This window comes from Gemmatimonadota bacterium (assembly GCA_040882465.1).
Taxonomy (GTDB): Bacteria; Gemmatimonadota; Gemmatimonadetes; order Longimicrobiales; family Gaopeijiaceae; genus JBBEBG01.
Genome location: JBBEBG010000023.1, coordinates 1 through 23,087, shown reverse-complemented (window position 1 = coordinate 23,087; position 23,087 = coordinate 1). Strand labels below are relative to the sequence as shown.

Sequence of the window (23,087 nt, the reverse complement as noted above, 5' to 3'; positions counted from 1 at the left end):
CGACATCCCCGACCCCGTCCTCTTCCGCGCCATCGAGGCCATGTTGCCGAAGTGAAGAGGCGCCGAGCTACCGGAATGATGGGGGCGGAGTGACGGGCCCAGGGGGGCCGCGCGACCGGAGCGACCGGAGCCAGGGAGGCGGGCCGACCCGAGTGAGGCTGGCGGAGCCACTTGAGCCAGGGAGGCGGGCTGCTGGAGTGGTGATGACGCTGGGACTGCCGGCGTGTGGGGGTAGGCCTGCTGATGTGATGGGAGAAGTTGCTGCAGCCAAGCAGGCGAGCGACCGGAGCCAGGGAGGCGGGCTGCTCGAGTGGTGGTGACGCTGGCATTGCCGGGCGACCGGATGCGTGGGTGCCCTCTCTCGAGGAACGCTGAGACGGCAAGCCGCGCGGCGGAGACACGAGCAACAGCGGAGATACGAACAAAGGTGTAGACAGCCGCCTTGCCCCCGCCTATCTTGGAATGACGAAGCAGTTCGTACATCCATCGGAGCCCCAACAATGTCGCTTTTCGGATGGATGTTTTACTCGGGCACGGTCGGCATCCTGGTCGCGCTCGCGGCTCGCTGCCTCGACGGCGGCCTATCCCGTCTGCGGGTGCCAACGCGGGGAGTCTGGGCGGTAGCGCTCGCACTCTCGGTGTTCCTGAGCCTGAGCGCTCTCTTTGCGAATCACCTACCGGACCCGCACTCCTCGGGCGTCGACCCCGCGGCCTTTCGGTCCGGGGCTCTCGGCGCGTGGTCTGACGGCGGGCAATCACAGAACGTGCCGAATTCACCGATCAACCTCGTCCTTCTCCCCCTCCGGACCGGCGACCGGTGGCTTGCCCTCGCCGCGGAATGGGGTGCGGCGAGTCTACCGGCGAGCCCCAGCGTCACTGCATGGATCCTCGGCCTATGGATCTCGAGCTCAGTCGGGGTCGTCGCGCTCCTGGTGCTCGCCGCGATACGCGCGACGCGCGCCCGTCGGGGATGGCTGGGAAAAACGATTCACGGACGATCGGTTCGTATTTCACGGCGGCTCGGCCCCGCAGTCGTCGGAGTCGTGCGGCCGGAGATCGTTATTCCCCGTTGGGCGACGAATCTCCCGGAGCCGGAGCTTGAGCTCGTCCTCACGCACGAAGAGGAGCACGTCCGGGCCCGGGACCCACTCCTCCTCGCGGTCGGCCTCCTCACGCTGGCCCTTTATCCGTGGAGCCCCGGAGTCTGGTGGCAGGTCAAGTGGCTACGGAGTGCAGTTGAAGTGGACTGTGACCGCCGGGTCCTGCGTCGCGGAGTGCGGCCGGGTGCCTACGCCACTCTTCTGTTGCGCCTTGGAAGCCGGCGCCGGTCGGTGATGATGCCGACGCCGGCGTTGGCCAGCTCCCCCTCACTCCTCGAAAGGAGAATCACGGCCATGAAACGACGTTCGACGATCGCGGCGATTCCTCCGACCCTCGCGGGAGTCGCGGGAGCAATGGCGTTCACCCTTCTCGCTTGCGGGGCGGATGTGCCGGTGAGGCCGGAGGATGGAGCTGGCGGCACCGGGTTGTCGCAGGGGCCTGTGACGCCGGTGGTGACGGTGCCCACGGAAAATGGGGGGCAGGTCCAAGAACGATTGGACCCGCCGGAAGCGAGTCCAGCGGACGAAGTGTCCCCGAATGCGGAGACGCCGGGCGGACAGGCCCAAGGCGACGATGCCAATCCGGAAGGCCTTAGTGCCGCAGGAACAGAGGAAGCAGTAAGGGCTCAAGCAGTCATCATTCGTCGCGACGGGCTTGCCGTGCGCGCCGTGGAGGCAGCACCCCTCGTCGTCGTCGACGGCGTGATCGTGTCACGGTCACTGGGAGCGGATGGATTCGATATCGAAGCCCTCGACATCGAGTCCATCGAAGTCGTCCGGGCCGCGGAGGCGCAACGGCGCTATGGTTCCCGGGCGGCGCGGGGCGCCATCCTCATCAAGACCCGGACGCACGAGAACGGCCCCGGAAACTGAGCCCGCCCCCCCTCAGCCCTCCAGCCCGAGCGCCCAGCGGATCCCGCCCAGGACATGTGCCCGAAAAACGGGGTCGCTGGACCAGATGTCGTCGCGGTGGCCGAGAGAGGTATAAAACACGCGCCCTTCGCCATAGGGGCGAACCCATGCCTGCGGATAATCCCCGCCGACCTCGACCTCGGGCACCCCGCTCAGGTCGCTCAACTCGGTGTCGAGGCTGAGAAGGACGGTCACTCGATCACGCGAGAACCCGATGGGAATCCGGTTTCCGAAGAGGATGTCCACGTTTTCGTCGGGGCGAGCCGCGTCCCAGGGGGCTGTCCCGAACTGATAAAACTCGTCCTGGATCGGCCAACTCGGTCCCAGCATCCGCGTAGCCGGATGGGTTCGATCCTCCACCTTCAGTACAAAGATGCGATTTTGGGCCAGAGTCCGGCGAAAATAGGCGCCGAGCATCTCGCCGAACTCGGGCGTGTCATAAAAAGTCAGCGACGCATTGTGCACGCCGATGAGACCTTTCCCACCCCGCACGAACTCGAAGATGGCCTCTTTTTGCGCATCGTCGAGCGGGAGATTCCCGTTCGTCATGAGCATGAGCCCGTCGAACTGGGAGAGGTACTCCGGAGTCAGAAAGGAGAAGTCGAGGTCGTCCGCGTCCTGCAGATATCCCTGGTGCGTCGTGACCGTGAATCCCCCTTCCTCGCCCAGCGCCGTCACCGCCTCTTCCGCGGGCCGCAGGCTCGTGTGCCGGTAGAGACCCGCGTGCGTCAGGAAAAGAAGCCGCTTCGGGGCCGCCACCTGAGCGGACGCAGAATCGACGCCGCAAAAAGTGGTCGCGAAGGAAACAAAGGCGAGCGCCAAGAGCGCCGGACGGCGTAGCCTCTCCATCGAGCCAATGTTGCGCCCGCCCCTGCCCGGTGCAAACATGGCGCCATGACCGACCCGGCCCGCGCTCCGCTCAACCTCTCCGACTTCGAGCCGCTCGCCCGCGCACAGCTCCCCGCCGCGACCTACGACTATTACGCCGGAGGCGCGGATGACGAACGGACGGTCCGCGCGAACGTTGACGCTTACTCCGACCTCTTCCTCCGCCCGCGCGTCCTGGTGGACGTCAGCCGCGTGGACACCTCGGTCGAGATCCTCGGGGAGCGCGTCTCCTTCCCGGTTCTCCTGGCGCCCACCGCGTTTCAGCGCCTCGCGAACCTCGAGGGAGAGCGGGCCACGGCGAGGGCTGCCAAGGAGGCGGGTACGATTTTCGTGGCGAGCTCCCTTTCGACCGTGGCCCTGGAAGGGATCGCGAATGAAGGTGGCCCACTCTGGTTCCAACTCTACCTCTTCCGGGACCGGGCCCTCGCGGCCGAACTCGTCGAACGCGCGGAGGCGGCCGGATACGGGGCGATCTGCCTCACCGTCACGGTCCCCGTTCAGGGCCACCGCGAGCGCGACGCCCGAAATCGCTTCCAGCTCCCTCCTGGGATCGAGATGGCCAACTTCACGGGGCTCGATCACTCCCGCTTTCCGGAGGTCTCCGGGTCCGGACTCGGCGCGTACATCGGGAAGCAGTTCGATCCGTCTCTCGACTGGTCCGCCCTCGAGTGGCTGCGCGCCCGCACGAAACTCCCGATCCTCGTCAAGGGAATCGTGACCCCCGAGGATGCGCGGCTCGCCGCCGATCAGGGCGCCGCCGGTATCATCGTCTCCAATCACGGGGGTAGGCAGCTGGACACCGCGGAGCCGACGATCCGAGCCCTCCCCCGCGTCGTGGATGGGGTCGAAGGCAGGGTTCCGGTCCTCGTGGACGGCGGAATCCGACGCGGCACTGATGTGGTGAAGGCGCTCGCGCTCGGGGCGCGCGCGGTACTCATCGGAAGGCCCTACCTCTGGGGTCTCGCGGTCGACGGGGAGAAAGGAGTGGAGCGGGTTCTCACCTTACTCCGACGTGAGGTCGAGCGAACCTTTCAGCTCGTCGGGGCCGCAAGCGTCGCCGCCCTCGGCCGCGATCTGCTCGCGCCCTGACCATCCTGCCGCGCCCTGAATGGGGCACCCCTCGGCCCGCGACCGCTTCAGTGCTCCTCGTTGCGGACGAGGACCACGCCAACGATCCGAGTCACCTTTCGTCCCAGTGATCGCGGATCCAGGGCGTTGGAAGGATCGGGCGATACCACTTCCCCCCTATCCCCTCCACCGCTTCGTCCGGTTTCGGACTCCCATGAAAGACGACGACACGCGCCCCCTCAGGAATGCGCGGAGCGTGGAGGTAACAGAGGGGCCAGGGCGCCACGCAGTCGTGCTTGAAGCTCGGGCACCATTCCTCGGGCCAGTAGCGGAGGAGTCCAAGCTCGTGGAAGAAATAGGAGACGTATTCCTGCTCGTTGCGGACGCGCCGCTTGATCCCCTCGAAGTCCTTCCTGAACCGCTCCATCAATGCGGGATACCGCCCCACGGGGAAACGAAGGACGGACGTGTTGCCGACGAAGTAGTCCCGGCGGACCCTGACGAGCCGGTAGTCCTTCGGTACGACGACTTCGCCCGGTTGGTCGAATAGGGGCTCGAGGGAGGCGACGATCACGACGTCGAGGTCGAGAAAGAGCGCCGGGCCTGAAAGGTCCCCGAGGGTGTGGGAAAAGAGCCCGACCTTCCACCAGCCGCGTTTCTGAATCCCCTCCGTCGTCCCCATGTCGGGGAGAGGCAAGATCTCGACTTCCGGCCGGATCCCGGCCCGGTCTTCGGTGAGGCAGACGAGGCGGAAGGGGCGAGAGAGGTTCCTTTGCACCATCCCGTACAACCGATTCACATATTCCACGCCGTATTTCGTTCCCCACTTCATGCAGAGGATCTGCGCGCGGGGATCCGTCACCGTCGGCTCCGGAAGCTCACGTCCGCCGGCGAAGGCTCTGAAGGTCCACGAGCTCGACGCGGTCCCGGTCTATGTGCTCGCCGAGGAAGGTGGCGCCGACCCGCGCGAAGCGCTCGGGGGCGTCGGTCACCAGAAATCGTGGCGGCTCGTGTTTGCCTTCGGGACGCTCAAGTCCCGACGCTTTCAGGAGAAGCTCCGTGGCCGTCGCGGTCGTTTCAGCGCTGTCCACGAGCTTGACCGCGGGTCCGGCGACCTTGGCGATCACCTCGGCGAGCGCCGGGAAGTGCGTACAGCCGAGAAGGACGCTTTCGGGGGCCGGGGCCGGCTCGAGCATCCCGCCGATGTAGTTCCGGACGATCCACTCGACGGCCGGCCCCTCCAAGAGCCCCTCCTCCGCGAGGGCGACGAAGAGGGGACAGGGAACTTGGCGGACCTCGGCGTCCGGATTCCGCGCCCGAATCGCCTTGGGGTACGCACCTCCCCGCACGGTGCTCTCCGTGGCGAGCACGAGGACGCGCCCTTCGGGGGCTTCCGCCAGCGCCGCCTCAGCCCCCGGCTCGATCACCCCCAGAACAGGAACTGGAGCCATCTTCTCGCTCAGCGCGGGGAGCGCGACGGCGCTCGCCGTATTACAGGCGACGACGAGGAGCTTCACGTCGTAAGGGGCCAGCGCCTCGGAGCACTGAAGGGCATACCGGGTAACAGTCTCCGGGCTCTTGGTGCCATAGGGAAGCCGTGCCGTGTCCCCGAGGTAGACGAACTCCTCGTTCGGGAGGCGCCTCTGAAGCGCCCGCATCACGGTGAGCCCCCCCATCCCGGAGTCGAAAACCCCGATTGGACGGTTACGCCGGTCGTCGTTCACTTTGCTCAAAGCTAGGATCGTCCCCTCTTGCACGCCCCTCCCCCCGGGAAGTACCGTCCGGGTCCGGATGTGGGCCCCAGAATGGATATCCAAGGGAGAGAGTCAGCCATGAAAAAGCCACAGGTGCGCGGAAAAGGGAAGACCCCCGGCGCGCGGACCCGCCTCGCCGCCCTCTTGCTTCTCGCGGGGGCGTTGGGATCGGCTGGCGCGCTCGAAGCCCAACGCACGGTCCACATTCTGCAAGAGCCTCGTCACCGTACCGTGCTCGACGACGGTGACGTCCGGGTCCTGGACGTCCAGATCAATCCGATGGACACGACAGAAGCCCACACGCACGACTCCCCCATCATGTACACTTTCATCAGCAGCGGGGGCGGGTCGTCCAATGGCCGGGTCTCGAGCAACACGGACTATCGGCTCGAGCCCTTCACCCATGTGGTGAACAACCAGGGCCCGAACCTCTTCCGCATCATTGCGATCGCGCACTTCGGCCAGGGCGAAGAAGCGGAGAACTTGTTGACCGCGGGGCGCCCTGAAGGCCTCACCGGAGACCCGCAGCTCGAGAACCCCTGGTTCCGCTCCTACCGGGTCGAGCTGGCCCCGGGGGAGGAGACGTCCGTGATCCGGCACCTGCACGACGCGCTCGTGGTGCAGGTCACCGGCGGAAAGACCCACGTGACCCGGGAGGACGGGATCACCCGCGAACTCACGGCAATGGGAGATTGGGCCTGGCGAGATATGGGCTCCCCCTACCAGATCCGGAACGTCGGGGACGTCCCCGTCTCCGTCGTCGTGAACGAGGCCCGCCGGGCGCGGTGACCCGGCGGGGCGGGGCCTAGGTCAGATCGAGCTTCCCCCCTGGCGCGCGCGGTCGGCCAGGAACTGCATGTTTTCCGCCATCCGGAAGATCACGATCACGATCTCGAGCCAGATCCTCATGAATACGACCCAGAGCGCCGCGAAGATGGCGGCGAGCGGGATGGCGAAAATGAAGGCGATGAAGCCGTTCATTGCGCCGGAAAGGGCCGCCGTGATCCCGAATAGGTAGACCAGCGCCATGCACGCCCCGAAAAAGAGGACCAGGATGTAGAGGAACCGGATGAACTTGGCCGTGATGAACGACGAGAAGCTGGTGTCGAGAAGGCCGCCGATGAATCCACGAGGTTCTTCCATACGCCGGACTCCTTTGGTTCGGGAAGGCAGGGAGAGCGGGTGGCCCAGGGATCGGCTACCCGCCCCGATGCTATCGGGGGAGAGGCACGCTCCGCAACTAAGTTTATCGGAACGCGGCACGCCTGGACGCTCGCCATGTGCCGACTCGGCCGCTAAGTTGACCCCCATTCCAGGGGGTCGGCGGCTCGCCCGGAATGACTCCGACGCGGCGGGAGATCCATGACCGGAAACGACGCGGAGAGCCGGATCCCGGCGAAACGTGCCCACGATCTTTATTGGCACTCCGACCGGGGCGTCAACGCCATCGCGGACGAACTGGGACTCTCCAAGAGCCGGTTCTACGATCTGGTGCGGCCCATTCCCGCGGGCGACCCCTGCCCCGAGTGTGGCCGCGAGCTCGTCTACGAGACGAGGACCGCGAGGGACCGGTTGAAGCCAACCTGTCCCGAAGGATGCGCCGAGGCGATGACTCGCTCCGACCTCGCTTCCCCCACGGAGCTCCCGGACAACCGCCGCGTCCTCGCCGGCCTCGCCCTCGGGGTGGCCGCCTGCTTCCTCCTCGTCCGTCTGGTCCGCCGCTGAGCCCGCGCGACCCCATCATTCCGGAAGATGAGGGCATCCCCGACGTCCAGCCCCGGAGCGTCGAGGATCGGTTCGCGCGCCGCATCGAGATGCGCGTCCCCGATCGCCACAATCCCAAGCTCCATCAGGCGATGGAATGGGTGAACGGGAACGACGAGCTCTACGCGAACTGGGTCTCGGCCAACGTCACCGCCATCGAACGGCTCGGGATGAGCGACCACGGGCCGGTTCACGTGAAGATCGTGATGAATCTGGGGGTTCGGCTCGTGCGGCTCCTCATGGACGGCGGAGTCGAGCCGTCGGTGGCCACTTCCTTCGGGTTGGGGCGAGAGGAGGCCGAGCTCGTCGTGGCGCTCGCGGCGCTTTTCCACGACCTGGGGATGTCCATCCATCGTGCCGATCACGAGAGTTACTCCCTCTTCCTCGCGGACGGCTTTCTGAAGGAGCTTCTCCCGACACTCTACGATGTGCGGACCGCCACGGTTCTCCGCTCCGAGGTCCTCCACGCCATCATCGGGCACCGAAGCGGGGGGAGCCCCCTCACGGTCGAAGCTGGAGTGGTCCGGATCGCGGATGCCCTCGACATGGCGAAGGGGCGCTCCCGCATTCCCTTCGAGGCGGGCTCGGTGAGCATCCATTCCATTTCCGCCGCCGCGGTCGAGCGCGTTCACCTCACCCCCGGCGAGGCGAAGCCCGTCCGAATCGGAATCGAGCTCTCCAATTCCGCGGGGATCTTCCAACTCGATCAGCTCTTCCGGAACAAGCTCAGGGGAAGCGGCCTAGAGCCCTTCATCGAGCTCGAAGCTTCGCTCGAGGGTGAGACCGAGCGCCGGCTCTTCCGATCCTTTCAGCTCTGACCCCCATTCGCCGCCAGGAATCGCATGAAGACTCGACGACGTCGTTCCGGACCCACCCTCGTCATCGGCTCCTTGGCCCTCGCGCTCTCGCTCGTCGGTGCCTGTGGGAGCGATGGGGGAGAGGCGGCTCCGGCAACGGGGGACTCCGTTGCCGCGGCTTCTCCCGATCCCCAGGTCGTGGATCTGGCCTCCCTCGGATACAACGAGGGGAATGAGGAGACGGCCCTTTTTGGAGTCGTCGAGTTCGCCGACTTCGGATGCATTCACTGCTACGATTTCCACCAGGGAAGTTACGCGGCGCTCCACGGCGAGTTCATCGCCTCCGGCGACGTACTCTGGAAATACGTCCCGATCACCATCGGGGGATTTCCGAACGGGCGGCTCGCGGGGATCTCCGGAGTGTGCGGGGGGATGCTCGGGCGCTTCGAGGCCATGCGGGACAAGCTCTTCGAGACGCGCGAGGAGTGGCTCGGCACGGACCGGGGAGAAGCTTTGTTCGTCGAATATGCCCGCGCCGCGGGGCTCGACGGGGATGCCTTCGCCGCCTGCCTCGGGGGCGAGGAAGCCGCGCGCATCCTCGATACAAATGATCAGACGGCCCGCACGATCGGTGTGACCGCCACGCCTACCTTCATCGTCCGTGGGATTCCCGTTCGCGGAGCGCCCCTGCTGTCCGAGTTCCAGACCGCCCTCCGGCAGCTCATCGTGGAGATTCGCGAGGAGATGGCCGGAGCGGCGGCCCCGAATTGAGCGGGTGCGGTGCCCAGACCGGGTGGGTCAGCTCCCGATCTGGTCGAAGAAGTCGTCAATGTCGAACCCGGCCGGATCCACCTGGTAGAGCGCGCCCTTGTAGAAGTGCCCCGTCGTCGGAAAGTAAGGCGGTGGCTCCATCGCGGCGCACAGGTCGTAGGCGTACCGCTTGATGTAGCCGTATCCGCCCGGATTGCTGGTCTGGCCAACGGCCCCGCGCGTCGCCTGAATGATCCCCCCGGTCACGTAGAGGCATCCGCGCCCCCAAAGCGTGTTCCCACAGGGTGAGGTCGTTCTCGCGCCGGCGTTGAAGTTCTCCACCGTGAATTTGTCGAGCGCCAGGATCACCGCGTGGAAGTACTCGTCTTCGGTGTCGTCGTAGTTGACCCAATTGTTTCCCGGTGCAGGCTGTTGCGGTGAGTTCAGGGTGTTGTCGGCGACCACGACCTCCTCGCCCCCGAAGAGTCCCAGAATGTCTACGCAGGTGCCGGCTCCGGGGTCGGTGGCGTAAACCAGGTCATCGCCGAAGTAGATGTCCCCCGTGGCCGCGAGGGTAACCCGCCCCCTCAGCGTGCCGCTCAGCACGACATTTCCGTCCACGAAGATCACGCCCTTGAAGTTCGGATTGAGGGCGCGCGTGATCGGAATGAGGTAGCTCCCGTCCGGCCGCCCCTGGACGAGCGGGCTCACCGCTCCCCCCCACTGGAGCCAGGCGCCGTCGCCGTCGTTCGCCACGAATCCCCCAAAAAGGGCGTCGGTCCCTCCGAGGAAGCAGCGCCTCTGGTTGTTCGTCAGGGAAGCGACCCAACTGTCGGGACCGTTGTCCGGGTGCGCGGACGCCGGAATGAAGATGCCATTCGGATGGAAGTGCCCGCAGTTGTCCGAGTTCCGGAGCCCGTTCGCGGGGGCGCGCGCCATGAGCCAGGTAACGTCGTTCGACTGATAAACACGAATGAATCCCTCGTTCGCGCCCGTCGTCGCGCCGTCGTTGTTCAGGTCCACAGCCATGAACTCGATGCGGAGCGTCGCCCCGTTCGCAGGATTGCCGGGGGCGACGAAGTGCGTCCCCCCCTCCTGGGCCTGGCCCCGCAACGTCTCGAGTTCTTGTGTCTCCGGGAGGGGAATTGCCTGCACCCCTTCGACGAACCCCTGCCGAAAGTCCCCGTACTCTTCGCCGGTCACGTCCTCCGCGGTGCGGACCTCCGAGTGGAAGGTGGCGCCCGTGCTGTGGATCTTGATTCGATCGTTCGAATGGACGGGCCCGAATATCTGGTCACCGCCCCCGAAGTAGATATTCGAGGGCTCGATGTCGGTGAAGTAAGCGAATCGCGCGAAGCTCTCCTGGAAAAGCTGGGAACGACGGATCGCGACGCCCCTTCCGGCGTCCCGCACCACTGAAACAGCCGTGCCGAAGATCCCATATTGTCCGCTCAGGATCCCGGAAGGGCCCACGTACGTCCAACGCGAGACTCCCGGAATCGGAGTTCCTTCCCCGTCGAGAACAGCCGCCTCCTGCTCGATCACCGCGAATCCTTCCGCTGGATAGAGGTCCGGATCCGCGTTGACCAACGCCCGGGCCACCTCGATCCCCTGTTCCGCCCCGCGTTCCAGGGCCGATCCCCTCTCGTACATCCGGTTCACGAGAACCGACGACGACGTGACGGCGAGGGCGCCCGCCGCCATGGCGGAAACCACGAGGAGCAGGAGAACCGCGAAGGCAAGCGCCATCCCCCGTTCATCGCGAAGCCTCCGCGGGAGGCGGATTCTCATGGAATGGCCACCGTCGCGGACTCAACCGCGCCCGAAAGAGTCGGAGTGCAATCCTGGGCCGCGAGCCGAAACTGGTAGCTTTGACCGGACTCCAGGTCACCATCCGTCGTGAAATAGGTTGCCTCTCCGGCGGGAAGGCTCCGGAACGGATCCCCCCAGACGACCTCCAGCGCATTCCGTTTCCAGAGGACATACCGCACCACATCCCTCTCGCCTTCGGTCTCGTCTACCGCGGCGTCCCAGTCGAGCCGGATCAGCGGGAGGCCGTCCACGATCTGGAGGGTTGCGGTGAACGCGGTTCCGAGAATCGGCTCCGAGCCGCACGTCCGAAGGGTCTGGAGGCCGGCGTTCGGAAAGGGAATCAGCCGCGTCACCGGAATCTCGACTTCCTGGCCGCCCGTCGCGGCGCGCACCGATCGCGCGGTAACGCGAACTCCACGAATCGAATCCGCGCGCGCGGAGGCCGCTGAGTCGGCCGCAACGCCGTGGAGAGGAGAGGAGTGCACGACGGGAAGTTCATTGTCCGGGACCGAATCCAGTTGAACCGGGCTTCCCGGCGTTTCGCGAATCGCCATGTAACGGAAGAAGGGCTGTCCCGCGACCCGCCGAAGGTCCCGCGCGATGACTTCGGGCGCCCCCCCGTTTACCTGGCGGAAGAGAATGTGATCGCCCGCCTCGCCGTCCAAATCGGGCGCGAAGAAGTAGATGAGTAGCTCGGCGGGGCTCATGATCCCGGGCCCGGCCTGATGGACGGCCTGTGGAAAGGCGAGGGCGGTCCCGGGAATCGGAACCGCCGTCGCCGGAGCCGAGAGCTGGCCCGTGGGGGCATCGGGCGTGTAATAGACGGCCGAGGGATCCCCCTCCAGATTCGTCGCGTAGTCGGCGAAGAAGGCGATCGCGCTTTCGCCCGCGTAAACGAGCGAGGGCTGCCGCTGGATCACGTTCGTGCCGAGAGTGGGGAGGTCCTGACTCAGCCGCTGGACCGCGTATCGCAGGTTCTGGACGACCTCCGCGTACTCCGACCCCGCCCGAAATCCGCGCGTCTGCACCTCGAGGAAGGCGAGCGCGCCCCCCACCGCTGAGGTGAGGAGCACGAGCGAGATGAGGAGCTCGACCAGCGTCATGCCGCGCAGGTTGGCGACGCGGCGGGTCGTCACGGTGCTCCCACAATCACGGTCCGCCCCACGACTCGAGCGGGCGCGTCGCCCACGACGATGACCGAGACCTCGGTGAAATCGAGTGTGCGCCCGTCGAGTTGCTCTTCGACCGTCCGATCAATTTCGGTCCGCCTCTCGAAGCCCGGAAGGTTCGGGAGGGTGGCATCCACCCCGGCGTAGATCGAGTCCAGCCGGGTGTATCGGGGATCCATCTGAATCATGGCGATCCGATCTTCCACGGCGCTGAGACTGAGGAAATCCACACCGGACCGGGTCGTCTCGTGGAGCATCCTCGGGATGACGGCCCCTACCCCGAGCAGCATCGTCCCCATGATCACGAGGGAAACGACCAGCTCGACAAGGGTGAAGCCCCCCGATCGCTCCCGTCCCCCCTTTCTCCTCATCAGCACTCCTCCGTCCATGCAGACCCGCGAAAGCTCACGCACCGCGCCGAGCCGGTCGCGCGCACGACCTGAAGCGCGCGCGTCTCGGAAGGATGCGAGCCCGCGGCCAGCTGCCGCACGCTCGACAGATAGAGGCCTCCCTCGGCGCTTGCGCTCCCGTCCCTTCGGAAAGTCACCTCGGCGTCCGCGAAGCTCACGGGCTCCGGGCCGAAGGCGAGTGGCACCACGTCGCGGCGGCCGAAACGCGCTTCATCCGGGAGGGATACGGCGACGTTGGGCTCATCCCCCTGAATCTCCCCGTCGTTGTTCCGGTCTGCGTGTACGATGAGCACCCCGTTCTCCACGTCGAATCGCACGACGACGTCGTGCTGGAAGAGGACCGCCTGCCTCTGGGCCCGAAGGAGAACCGAGTGGACCTCCCGAACCGCCGCGTCGAGGCGGTATCGTGCGGTGTCCAGCCGGGGAAGGGTCATCATGGCCGAGAGCCCCAGGATGAGAAGGACCACCGTCATCTCCACGAGGGAGAATCCCCCGACCGCCCGAAGCAGACGGATGGTGTCGGTGCTCACTTCTCTTTCGAGTCGAGTCATGGCTCTCGCGGATGCCGTCAGGTCTCCCAGGCGGTGCGCCGTGCCCGGGGGACTCTATGACGGTGCAAGACGGGGACCGCCTCGCCCAACTCACCACCGTCGTAGGCGACCATATTTCTCAAGCGACTGGTATGTCATGACTTAGACGGTTAGGTGCGGCGGATTTGCGGCTCCCTTCCCCGGGCCTATACGGAAGATTCTTCCGAGGTGAACTGGACCGGGAGTCCCGTGATCCGCAAGAAGGCTGGCAGGGTGCGGGACTGCCAGGGCGGGAGTAGTCTGCATTACTTGACGTTTTCAGAGTGGCGCGCCCCGCCCAGGATGTTTACGTTGAAGCGTTGGAGGGTTTCCGCTGGGAGGCTGATCCCCCTTCTCTTTCTCTTTGAATCCGGGGCCGGCCTCTCGTCGTCATCGTGAGCCGACAGGGACCCACATGGACAAGTGGCGGTCTATCAGCAGAAGATGGCCACTTCTGATGTCGGGATTTCTCCTTCTGGGTGTCGCCGCATTTTCCCTCCTGGCGCACCAGCGGGTCGAGGAAGCGTCACTCCTCGCGGCCCGCGAACGTCTCTACAACGCCTCATCACAGATCGCCTCCATCCTCCAGACTTCCCTCGGCCAGGTGGAGGCACGGGTCGAGGGGTTCGCATCTAGCGACGTGATACGCGCGGTCGTGCAGTCCGGCTACGGATTCGCCGGGCCGGTAGCGGCCGGCCTCCGCGACCAGATCGTCGCGAACGCCCAGCCCGATACGTACATCGAGGTTCTCGACGCCGGCGGCCGCGTTCTACTTTCCACGGCGCCCCCTTCCGCGCCACCCCTGCCTTTCCCCGAAGGCGGACCAATCACTCGGGGAGTCACCAGGATCTATCCCTCCGGAGACGATGCCCGGTACGCCGTGCTGGCACCGCTTTCGGTCGAGTCGGCCGATGGCGCGGAGGAATCGGACGGCTCGCGCGTCCTCGGGTGGGCCGTGCTCCGGCTTTCCCTCATGGGAGCCCAAAACGCCGTCCTATTTGCGAGAATGCTCGGGAGCGACGCCCAGCTTCTCCTCACCAACCAGGATGGAGGCATCTGGTCCGACTTCAGCGAAATCGTTGCGGGCCCGGTGGAGTTCCCGGGGGAGCGCGGGTCCGAGCTGTACTATTATGACGATTCGGCCGGCGAGGCCCAGGTCGCGGTGGCGTCCGCAGTTCCGGGCACCCCCTGGCTCGTCTGGGTCTCCCTTCCCGCGGCCACCGTGCTCGCGCCCGCCGCAGACTTCGCGGGAGACGCGCTCCGCATCGCGATCATCGTGCTTGTCCTTGGGACGGCCGGAGTCTGGCTGGTGAGCCGCAGGGTCACACAACCGCTCGTCCGCCTCGCCGACGCGGCTTCGGGAATCGCGGCCGGCGACCTGCACCGACGCGTCACGGTCGGCGCCCGGGACGAGATCGGACTCCTCGAGCGCTCGTTCAACACGATGGCGGACCGAATGGAAGAGGCCCACCACGTCCTCGAGGAGAGGGTGGTGGATCGCACCGCGGAACTCCGCGATGCCAACCGAGCTCTGGTCGAGGCTCAGGCAGGGCTCGTCCGCCAGGAAAGACTGGCCACCTTGGGACAACTCGCGAGTGGTGTGGGGCACGAGCTTCGGAACCCGCTCGGGGTGATGGGGAACGCGGTCTATTATCTGGAAATGATCCTCGAGGAAGCTCCCCCCCGCGTGACCGAATACCTGGGAATCCTCAAGTCCCAGCTCGGCCTCTCCGAAAAAATCGTGAGTGATCTCCTCGACTCCGTGCGGATCAGGTCCCCGGACCGGCACCCCATGATTCTTGAACGGATCGTGGACGCGCAGGTGGATCGAGTCCGTGGCCGGCCCGGGGTCCGGATCGAAAAGGCGTTTCCGGAGGGGCTTCCCAGGGTCTTCGTGGATCCCGTACAGGTCGGGCAGGTCGTTTACAACCTCCTCCTCAATGGAGCCCAAGCGATGGCGGAGAGGGGCGGCACGATCCGCGTGCGGGGAGGCGAGGAGGCGGACGGGCGTGTGCGGCTCGACGTAATGGATGAGGGCCCCGGAGTCCCGCCCGAAGACGTGGACAAGATCTTCGAGCCCCTCTACACGACTCGGGCACGCGGGATGGGACTCGGGCTCTCGGTTTCACGCGCGCTCGCCGAAAACAACGGAGGCGAGCTGCGGGTCTCGGGCTCGCCCCCGCACGGGGCCACCTTTTCGCTCCTCCTTCCGACGCTCCCCGGCGATTCGAACAACGCCGGTCGGATCCCGACCGAGCCGCACCCAGCGTGAGCTCGCACCGCGTATGAACCGCCGCCTCCTCGTGGTGGACGACGAGCCGCAATCGGTTCGAACCCTCTGCGACATTCTCGGCCTCCATGGATGGGAGTGCTTGGGCGCGCTCAGTGGGGAGGATGCCCTCGACACCCTCAGCCGCCAGGACTTCGACGCTGTGCTGATGGACATCCGGATGCCGGGAATGAACGGCGTCGAGACGCTCGTGGCGATGAGAGAAAGGGCCCCCGACTTGCACATCATCCTGATGACCGCATACAGCGCCTCGTCCCTCGTCGAGGAGGCGGAACGGCGGGGGAGCCTCGCCGTCCTCCCAAAGCCCGTGCAATTCGAGCGCCTTCTCGGAATCCTGCAGGACACGGTGGCGGAGCGGGGGCCCGTTCTGATCGTGGACGACGACCCGGCGTTCCTCACCACCCTCTCCTCGGTCCTGGCCGAGCACGGGTACGGGACGCTCACGGCCGGCTCCGTGGGCGAAGCGATGGACCGAATCCGCGAGGCGTCTCCGCGGGTCGTCCTCCTGGACCTCATCCTGGAGTCCGGCCAGGCGCGCGATTCGATCCTCGCCATCCGCGAGGTGAGCCCTGAGGTTGCGATCATCCTTTACAGCGGGCATCCGGTGCAACTCGACGCGACGCTGGAGGCGCTCCCCCGGCAGCTGGTGAACGCCGCCCTTTACAAGCCCTTCCGCCCGGAGGCACTGCTCGCCATGCTCGAGGAAGTGAGCAATGCTTGATGCGCTCAGGGTCCTCTTGGTGGACGACGACGCCCAAATGCTGAGGACGCTCGCGGACGTACTCGAGCTCCGCGGCTTCACGACGGCGACAGCCAGCACCGGAAAGGCGGCCGAAGAGGCCGCCCGCTCCCTTCCCGAACCGCCCGCCATCGCCCTCGTGGATCTCTTCCTTCCCGACATGGACGGAATCGAGCTCGTCCCCCGCCTTCGCAGTGTGTCGCCCTTCACGGAAGTTGTGATTCTCACGGGGAATGCGTCACTGGAATCCGCCGTCCGCGCGATACGGGAGAGGGGCTTCGACTACCTCACGAAGCCGGTGGATCCTCCGGTTCTTATCCATACCCTCGAGCGCGCGGGTGAGCGGTGGCGACGGAGACGCGCCGAGGCGACCCTGCACCGGAGCGAGGAGCAGCTCCGCCGCCTCTTCTACGCGATCGGCGACGCCGTATTTATCGCGGACCGGGAGGGGCGCGTGCATGAAGGCAACCCCGCGGCCCTGGCTCTCACGGGGTACGACCTCGAGGAGCTGAGGGAAAAGACCCTTGGGGCCCTGTTTCGCGGTGCCACTGTCCGGTTCGGAGAGGAACCCGCGGCAATCACCCAGGCCAGCGAGGGGTCGATCGGCGAGCACTACGTCCTGACCAAGGATGGGCGCACGCTTCGACTCGAAGTGCGCACCGCTGCCCTTTCGGAGGACCTTTTCGTTCACACCGCACGCGACCTGACCGAACGCCGCCGCGTGGAAGAACAGATGCACCGGGCAGAGCGGATGGAGGTGGTGGGGCGACTCGCCGGGGGGCTCGCGCACGACTTCAACAACGTCCTCACCGCGATCACCGGGTACACGGAGCTCCTCGCGGCCGACCTTCCCGACAACCCCGAGGCGCAAGAAACCCTCGGCGAGATCCTCCAGGCCGCGAACCGCGCCGGTCGGCTCACCAAGGAGCTCCTCGCCTTTTCCCGGCGCCAGATCGTGCAGCCTCGCCTCCTCGACGTGAATGCGGTCATCGCGGGGGTGGAAAAAATGCTCCGGCGCCTCGTGCGCGGAAACGTGGAGTTCGAAGCCGAGATGGCGTCCGATCTGGGGACGGTGCGCGCCGACAAGGGGCAGATCGAGCAGGTCCTCGTGAACCTGGTGGTGAACGCGAGCGACGCGATGCCGACCGGTGGACGCCTCCTCGTCTTCTCCGGGGCGGTGGCGCTGGACGAAAACGACATTCGCACGCTCCCGTTCGAAATGAAGCCGGGGGAATACGTCACCATTTCGGTGCAGGACACGGGCATAGGGATGGACGAGCAGACGATGGGAAAGATCTTCGACCCCTTCTACACGACAAAAGAGCTCGGAAAGGGGACGGGACTCGGCCTCTCGACCGTTTACGGAATCGTAAAGCAGACCGGAGGTTACATCCACACGGAGAGCGCTCTTGGAACAGGAACGCGCTTCACGATATTCCTCCCCAGGTACGAGCTTCAGCCGGACGAGATCGAAGGGGGAGAGAGGGAGTATGCCCCTTCACCCAGAGGGAGCGAAACGATCCTCGTCGCGGAAGACGACCGGACCGTACGAAACTTCGTTCGAAAGGCGCTCGAGCTTCATGGATACGCGGTCCTCGAGGCCGCGAGCGCCGCGGAGGCGCTCGACGTGGCCGAGAGACACGAGGCGCCCATCCATCTCCTCATCACGGACCTCCTGATTCCCGGGGTGCGGAGACATGGGCTCGCCGACCAGATGGCCACCCATCGCCCGGAGACCCCCGTCATCCTGACCACCGGACACGAGCGTGAAGCCACGGATTTCGGTGACCTGCAGGGAATGGCGGGAATTCTGGAGAAGCCTTTCAACATCGAGACGCTCCTTCGCGAGGTGCGGAGGGTTCTCGACCGGAAACGCGCGTGAGCGGAGCGGATTACCGAGTTCCCGACAGGGCCACGATCGGGCATGTGCATTTGAAGGTCGCCGACCTCGAGCGGGCGATCGCCTTCTACGCCGGCGTCCTCGGATTCGAGCTCACGCAGCGGTACGGAAAGGAGGCCGCCTTCCTCTCCGCCGGGGGCTACCACCACCACATCGGGCTGAATACCTGGGAAAGCGAGGCCGGCCCACCTCCACAGCCGGGAACTACGGGACTCTATCACCTCGCGATTCTCTATCCGTCGCGCTTCGAGCTCGCGCGCGCCGTCTGGCGGGTGCTCGACGCCGGAGTCCAGCTGGATGGAGCGGCCGATCATGGAGTGAGCGAGGCGATCTACCTCCGCGACTCCGACGGAAACGGGGTGGAACTCTACCGCGACCGGCCGAAGGACGAATGGCCGGCGGACGCGGAAGGAAAGCTTCTCATGGGAAGCCGCCCCCTCGACTTGGAGGAGCTTCTCGCCGAGGCCCGGAAGGGGTAACGGGTTACCCCCAGACCTCGAAGGGGTCGGGGGCGGGGGGAGCCGCGGAGTCGTCGGGCGGCGTGGCCGCGCCGTCGGACGCCGCCTGTTCGCCATCCTCCGGCGTTTCAGCTGAAACGTCCGCCGTGGCGTCCGCCTCTTCTTCCGTCGGCGCTTCCACGTCCCGCTGCTGTGGGGGTCGCACCTCCCCACCCAGATATCCCGTCAGGAGCTCGACCAGTTCCGAGAGGAGCAGGTCCGGCACCGGATAGGGCGAAGGGGTGGTGGACCGCGGGGAACGCGCGCGAACCGCGGCATCGTGGAGCGTCCCCGTGAGGACGCGGACCGCGAGCTCGGTGCGGAGACCGTCTCCGGGGAGGAAGCCGGCGAGCTCCTTCGCAACCCGGTCCTCGAGGCGGCGGCGGCGTGAGGGGGCCGCGTCTTCGATCCCCTCCATGAAGGCGAGGTCCCGACCTTCGCCGGAGAGGTAGAGCTCACCGAGGCCATGCACGGCCGGCTCGAGCGTTGCGCGGAGGCCATCGCCGGAGTCGGCTTCGGATTCTCCGCCCTCGAGCGAACTCTTCAGCTCGGTCCAGCCGGTGATCGCCTTATCGAGGGCGTCCTCTCCCATATAGCGGAGCAGATCGTCCTTCCCTTGGAATCGCGCGTAGAAGGAGCCGACCGACGTGCGCGCTCGGCGGGTGATCGCTTGCACCGTCAGCGCGTCCGGGCCTCCCTCCTCGAGGAGCGTCCACCCGGCAGCCAGTATCCGTTCGAGGGTTTTCCGGCTCCGCTCCTGGAGCGGCGCGCGGACGAGCGGAGAGTCCTGCGGGTCGGCCATGAACGCGGAAGTTGCCCTGGTGGAGGGGTGGATTGAAGGACGCCATGAGACTACTCAGGCGGGGAGAATAAAACAAGCGTTCTGATTTGGGGCGCCCTCGCGGGGCGAGGGGGGAGCCGCAACGATGAGCGCACGCTGATTTCCGCATGCGATCCTCGGTTGGCACTCACTCACGGTCCCACCTGGAGGAACCTGCCATGCCGCCCGAGCGCCTTCCCGCATTTTCCCTGATCGCTCCTCCGTATCGTGACTATCTGGAGTTGAGTCCCGAGGATGCTCTCCCGGCCAGGCCCGGTGTGCTTTGGGGTGCCGGGCTGGTCTGGAACATGGACCAGGGAAGAGCGGACGCTCACTTGCGGTTCGCCGCGGCGAGGCCCGGCGGGCTCCCCCTTCTCGTGGTCCTTCCCGCGGCGGATTCACTGCGCCGTCTCAAGCCTCGCGTCCTCGAGATCGTCGAGGACACGCGCCCCCACTCGATCCTTCCCCAGCATCCGAAACCCAGCCCGGAAGAGATCGCCCATCTCCTTCGCCGCGAACCGGACGTTCTGGCGGGAGAGATCCTCGACTTCCTCATCTGGCGTGGGCTCCACCTCGACCAGGAGACCCGCAGAATCCTAAGGCGCATGATCGAGCTTTCGGCCAACGTTGCGACACTCTCTGCCGTCGCGCGGGGGGTCTACCTGTCCCGTCGTGCCCTCGGCCGTCGGTTCAAGGATCGTGGCCTCCCGGTCCCCTCCCATTGGCTCCAGTTCTGCCGGGTTCTCCGAGCGATCATGAGGCTCCAGAATAGCGACGCCTCCCTATTCGACATCGCCCGCTCCATGGGCTATCCCGACGGATTCACTCTCAGCAATCAGATGGAGCGGATCCTGGGCGTTCGCCCTTCGTTCGCCCGTGAGCGCTTCGGCTGGGAGTGGGTGCTCGAGGCTTGGTTGCTCCGCGAACGAGAGTGCGGGGGCCTGCTTCAGGCGTTGAAAGGACCGACACCATCGAGGGCAGAGACCCCCATGGAGGCCAGCGCCGCGGCTCCGGAAGAGCCCGTCGGGAACCCCGCTGAAGGGGACGCCGACGGACCAGCGGACGAGAGCGAAGCGAAGCGGAACGGAGCCGCGGCGTGACCTCCGGAGCCGACGGGAAAAGCGTGGGCTTTGCGCACAAGGACCTTCGAGAGAAATCTTGGAGTGGGTCGCCGCGAGTTGATTCGCGGTACGTAGCCTCATGCGATCGCGGGGAGACGATCCTCTTGGCGGAAAGTCGCGCATTGCCTCGAGCGCGGTTTCGGGTCTGCGTATTTGGAGGCCCGATCCTCTTCCGGGATGAGCAGGCCGTTCCCCTCTCGCCATTGCAGGGCGCTCTTCTCGGGATTCTGGCTGCGCACCGTGACGAGGGAGCGAAGAGGGACCGCCTCCTCTCCTTCCTCTGGCCCTCTGGCACGGACGACCAGCTGCGACCCCGCCTCAACCAGCTCGCTTACTTTCTCCAGCGGCGCATGGGCGGTGGCCGAGTGATCAGCCTCACGGGGGGCAGGTATGTGCTCAACGGGCACCGCGTCGCGAGCGATCTCGACGAACTGGCGGCGGCACTACGGGACTCCGATCCGGTCACGGCCGTGGACCTCGTCGTCAGGGGCTTTCTTTCCTCGCTCGATGCACCTGGGACCGAGGAGCTCGAGAGATGGATCCAGGAGAGAGATCTCCACTTCCGAGCCCAGGTTCGAGCACTCGCCGCCGCTCGGTCAGCCGAGGTCGAGGAGCTTGGGGACTGGACCGCCGCCGAGCAATTCGCTGACGCCTCCCTCCGGCTGAGTCCCAGCGACGAGTCTGCGTTACGGCGGTGCTTGATGGCGAAGGCCCTCGCCGGCAAGGTGAGGGAGGCGGAGGCACGTTATGCAGGGTATCGCGAATCGGCGCTTCTTGCGGACTCGGCGTGGAAGCCGGGCGAGGAGACCACATCGCTCTTGTCTCAACTCGAGGAGTTGGCCTCCCGAGCTCCCGCCCTTCCCGAGCTCGCAACCCAGACCTCGCCGGATCCGCCATTGGTAGGCCGCGCGGAAGAGCTGGCTGGGCTCCGTGCTGTCCTTCGTGGTCCTACGGAGGACCGTTTCCAGACGTTGGTCGTGACGGGCGAACGCGGCATCGGGAAGACCCGCCTCGTGCGGGAGGCCTTGGCCCGGACACGGTCGACTGCCACTCGGGTGTTGGAGGGACGCTGCTCAGAGTTCGAGCGGAACATACCGCTGAGCCCATTGCTCGGGGCGCTTTCACAGCCATGGATCGGGCGCCACGTCCGATCGCTTCCCGAGCCCTGGCGGAGCTTGCTCCTGGCTCTCCTCCCCGAGTTTTCGGCGGAGGGCGCCGCGGCAGGCGCCGGACTCGGCGACTCCCCGGAGGATGTGCCGCGTGCGACATGCGAGGCCTTCCTTCGCCTCCTCGAGATCCTGGCTGATGGCAGACGAGTGGTCTTGGTCCTCGACGACCTCCATTGGCTCGATGCCACCTCCTTCTCCGTCCTTCAATACGTCCGAGAACGGTGGACCCAGGGGGGGTTCCTTCTGATCGCGACGATCCGGCCCGAAGAGCTCGAACGCGAGGCATTGCTCAGTCGGTGGCTCCGCGGCGGGCTGCCTGGGCTCGCCCAGGCGCGGGAACTGCCAGTGGGTCCGCTGAGCGTAAGCGAAATCGCACTGCTCATGCGAAGCGCCATCAAACTCGGAACGGGCGGAGATGCCGACCGAGCGGCGGCGGAAGGTAGGGTCGCCAGCCTCGCGGAGTCCGTAGGTGGTCATCCGCTCCTCGCGATCGAGTGCGCACGCCACCTCGTGGAATCAACCCCCGACCAGTGGTCCGTCGCGGAACGCGCGGGATTGTCGGAGGCCGTAAGCGACATCGTCAGGCTTCGCACGTCGGTGCTGTCTGCGGGGGCCCGTCGGTTGCTCCAGGCGCTTTCGGCAAGTGCAAAGCCCCTGCCGTATTCCCTGGTCGAAAAGGTCTGCGGCCTTCGGTCACAGGACCTCGCGGCTCCCCTGGACGAAGTCATCCGGCATCAGCTCCTCGCCAATTCCAAGAGGGGAATTGGCTTTCGACACGAACTCCTGCGCGAGGCCGTATATCAGGATCTGGACGAGGGGCAACGGATTGCAATGCACCTGAGGATCGCAGATGCCTTGATTGATCACGGCGAGTTGGGCACGGACGTCGATGTCGCGCTCCATTTGCTGGCCGCGGGCGAAGGCCGTCGTGCCAACGCCCATGTGCTAAGTGCCGCTCGGACCGCCATCTCGACCGGTGGATGGGTGGAAGCCCGCAGCTTGTTGGAGGCGGCCCTCGAGAACGAGCCCACTCCGCTGGAACGGGAATCACTGGCGGCCCAGCTCGGCAAACTTCTGGTGCTCATGGGCGACTTTCCCCGAGCACAGGAGCTCTGGGCGGTTGAGGAAGAAGAACAACGAGGTCGCGGTACCCGCGAAGCGGCACTTACTGCGCGGCTGCGGCGCTTGGAGGCACTGTTCCTGGACCCCAGCTCCGATCGCGGCGCGTTGCGACAGACCGTCAGCGGGCTGCGCAAAGAAGCGGAATCCCTGGGCCTTCAGAAGTTGGTGGGGGAGTCCATGGGACTCGAGGTTGCAGTCCTAGACCGAATGACCCGAGCCACTGAAGTCCGGGACGTGACCGCGGAAGCTTCGGCTCTTGTCGGGAAGGGCGATGCGGATGCGAGGCTCCAGTTCCTCCTGGTCTCCATGGTGGACGCAGTGTACGGGAATCCAACCAAGGCTGCCGCGATGGCCGACGAGGCCATCGCACTGGCATCAGACCTGGGAAATCCCGACCTGCTGCTCAGGGCTTACAACTGGAAGATTATTGCGTACT

21 protein-coding genes are annotated in these 23,087 nt (G+C 66.1%); 12 read left to right on the top strand and 9 right to left on the bottom strand.

Translation table 11 applies throughout. The features are described from left to right. Positions 1–500: 500 nt before the first annotated feature. A complete protein-coding gene (locus tag WEG36_07245) occupies positions 501–1,973 on the top strand; it encodes a M56 family metallopeptidase (protein ID MEX1257395.1) in 1,473 nt (490 codons plus the stop codon). Between the two features lie 12 nt (positions 1,974–1,985). Here WEG36_07245 and WEG36_07240 read toward each other — a convergent pair whose 3' ends face one another. Next, complete coding sequence (locus tag WEG36_07240) at positions 1,986–2,861, bottom strand: ThuA domain-containing protein (protein ID MEX1257394.1); 876 nt, start codon at positions 2,859–2,861, stop codon at positions 1,986–1,988. 45 nt (positions 2,862–2,906) lie between these two features. On the opposite strand from WEG36_07240, the gene WEG36_07235 reads away from it, so the two are divergent. Continuing rightward, positions 2,907–3,989, top strand: a complete 1,083-nt coding sequence (locus WEG36_07235; protein MEX1257393.1) for an alpha-hydroxy acid oxidase — start codon at positions 2,907–2,909, stop codon at positions 3,987–3,989. A 91-nt stretch (positions 3,990–4,080) separates the two neighbouring features. Here the strand turns inward: WEG36_07235 and WEG36_07230 are convergent, their stop codons facing one another. Next, positions 4,081–4,830 (bottom strand): glycosyltransferase, encoded by a 750-nt coding sequence (locus WEG36_07230; GenBank protein ID MEX1257392.1) that lies wholly within the window; start codon positions 4,828–4,830, stop codon positions 4,081–4,083. 16 nt (positions 4,831–4,846) lie between these two features. Further along, a complete protein-coding gene (gene murI / locus WEG36_07225) occupies positions 4,847–5,725 on the bottom strand; it encodes a glutamate racemase (GenBank protein MEX1257391.1) in 879 nt (292 codons plus the stop codon). Between the two features lie 75 nt (positions 5,726–5,800). Here murI and WEG36_07220 point away from each other — a divergent pair, with 75 nt between their 5' ends. Beyond that, positions 5,801–6,511, top strand: coding sequence for a hypothetical protein (locus WEG36_07220; GenBank protein ID MEX1257390.1), 711 nt, complete (start codon positions 5,801–5,803; stop codon positions 6,509–6,511). Positions 6,512–6,532: 21 nt separating this feature from the next. On the opposite strand, the gene WEG36_07215 is transcribed toward WEG36_07220, so the two are convergent. Next, entirely contained in the window at positions 6,533–6,865 is a 333-nt protein-coding gene (locus tag WEG36_07215; protein MEX1257389.1) for a DUF4282 domain-containing protein, read from the bottom strand. Positions 6,866–7,084: 219 nt separating this feature from the next. On the opposite strand from WEG36_07215, the gene WEG36_07210 reads away from it, so the two are divergent. From WEG36_07210 to WEG36_07200, 3 genes are all read left to right on the top strand, one after another. After that, entirely contained in the window at positions 7,085–7,447 is a 363-nt protein-coding gene (locus tag WEG36_07210; protein MEX1257388.1) for a hypothetical protein, read from the top strand. 89 nt (positions 7,448–7,536) lie between these two features. Further along, a complete protein-coding gene (locus tag WEG36_07205) occupies positions 7,537–8,304 on the top strand; it encodes an HD domain-containing protein (protein ID MEX1257387.1) in 768 nt (255 codons plus the stop codon). 24 nt (positions 8,305–8,328) lie between these two features. Then, the gene (locus tag WEG36_07200) at positions 8,329–9,054 is read left to right on the top strand and encodes a thioredoxin domain-containing protein (GenBank protein ID MEX1257386.1); all 726 of its coding nucleotides are present in this window, start codon (positions 8,329–8,331) and stop codon (positions 9,052–9,054) included. A gap of 27 nt (positions 9,055–9,081) precedes the next feature. On the opposite strand, the gene WEG36_07195 is transcribed toward WEG36_07200, so the two are convergent. Genes WEG36_07195 through WEG36_07180 form a run of 4 tightly spaced genes read right to left on the bottom strand, consistent with a single transcriptional unit; the run spans position 9,082 to position 12,975 of the window. After that, entirely contained in the window at positions 9,082–10,824 is a 1,743-nt protein-coding gene (locus tag WEG36_07195; GenBank protein MEX1257385.1) for a hypothetical protein, read from the bottom strand. Continuing rightward, positions 10,821–11,981, bottom strand: a complete 1,161-nt coding sequence (locus WEG36_07190; GenBank protein ID MEX1257384.1) for a hypothetical protein — start codon at positions 11,979–11,981, stop codon at positions 10,821–10,823. The genes WEG36_07195 and WEG36_07190 overlap by 4 nt, the downstream gene beginning before the upstream one ends. Next, a complete protein-coding gene (locus tag WEG36_07185) occupies positions 11,978–12,385 on the bottom strand; it encodes a type II secretion system protein (protein ID MEX1257383.1) in 408 nt (135 codons plus the stop codon). Before WEG36_07185 ends, WEG36_07190 begins: the two co-directional genes overlap by 4 nt. Continuing rightward, a complete protein-coding gene (locus tag WEG36_07180; protein ID MEX1257382.1) occupies positions 12,385–12,975 on the bottom strand; it encodes a GspH/FimT family protein in 591 nt (196 codons plus the stop codon). Before WEG36_07180 ends, WEG36_07185 begins: the two co-directional genes overlap by 1 nt. A gap of 475 nt (positions 12,976–13,450) precedes the next feature. On the opposite strand from WEG36_07180, the gene WEG36_07175 reads away from it, so the two are divergent. The 4 genes from WEG36_07175 to WEG36_07160 are packed head-to-tail and all read left to right on the top strand — an operon-like array spanning position 13,451 to position 18,401. Then, entirely contained in the window at positions 13,451–15,265 is a 1,815-nt protein-coding gene (locus WEG36_07175; protein MEX1257381.1) for an ATP-binding protein, read from the top strand. Positions 15,266–15,278: 13 nt separating this feature from the next. Further along, positions 15,279–16,004, top strand: coding sequence for a response regulator (locus WEG36_07170; GenBank protein MEX1257380.1), 726 nt, complete (start codon positions 15,279–15,281; stop codon positions 16,002–16,004). Beyond that, the gene (locus WEG36_07165) at positions 15,997–17,904 is read left to right on the top strand and encodes a response regulator (GenBank protein ID MEX1257379.1); all 1,908 of its coding nucleotides are present in this window, start codon (positions 15,997–15,999) and stop codon (positions 17,902–17,904) included. The genes WEG36_07170 and WEG36_07165 overlap by 8 nt, the downstream gene beginning before the upstream one ends. After that, complete coding sequence (locus tag WEG36_07160; protein MEX1257378.1) at positions 17,901–18,401, top strand: VOC family protein; 501 nt, start codon at positions 17,901–17,903, stop codon at positions 18,399–18,401. The genes WEG36_07165 and WEG36_07160 overlap by 4 nt, the downstream gene beginning before the upstream one ends. 4 nt (positions 18,402–18,405) lie before the next feature. On the opposite strand, the gene WEG36_07155 is transcribed toward WEG36_07160, so the two are convergent. Further along, positions 18,406–19,221, bottom strand: a complete 816-nt coding sequence (locus tag WEG36_07155) for a TetR/AcrR family transcriptional regulator (protein ID MEX1257377.1) — start codon at positions 19,219–19,221, stop codon at positions 18,406–18,408. Positions 19,222–19,418: 197 nt separating this feature from the next. Between WEG36_07155 and WEG36_07150 the strand changes: the two genes are divergently transcribed. Beyond that, a complete protein-coding gene (locus tag WEG36_07150) occupies positions 19,419–20,339 on the top strand; it encodes an AraC family transcriptional regulator (protein ID MEX1257376.1) in 921 nt (306 codons plus the stop codon). Positions 20,340–20,482: 143 nt separating this feature from the next. Next, positions 20,483–23,087, top strand: a 2,605-nt coding sequence (locus WEG36_07145; GenBank protein MEX1257375.1) for an AAA family ATPase, incomplete at its 3' end; no start/stop codon positions are given.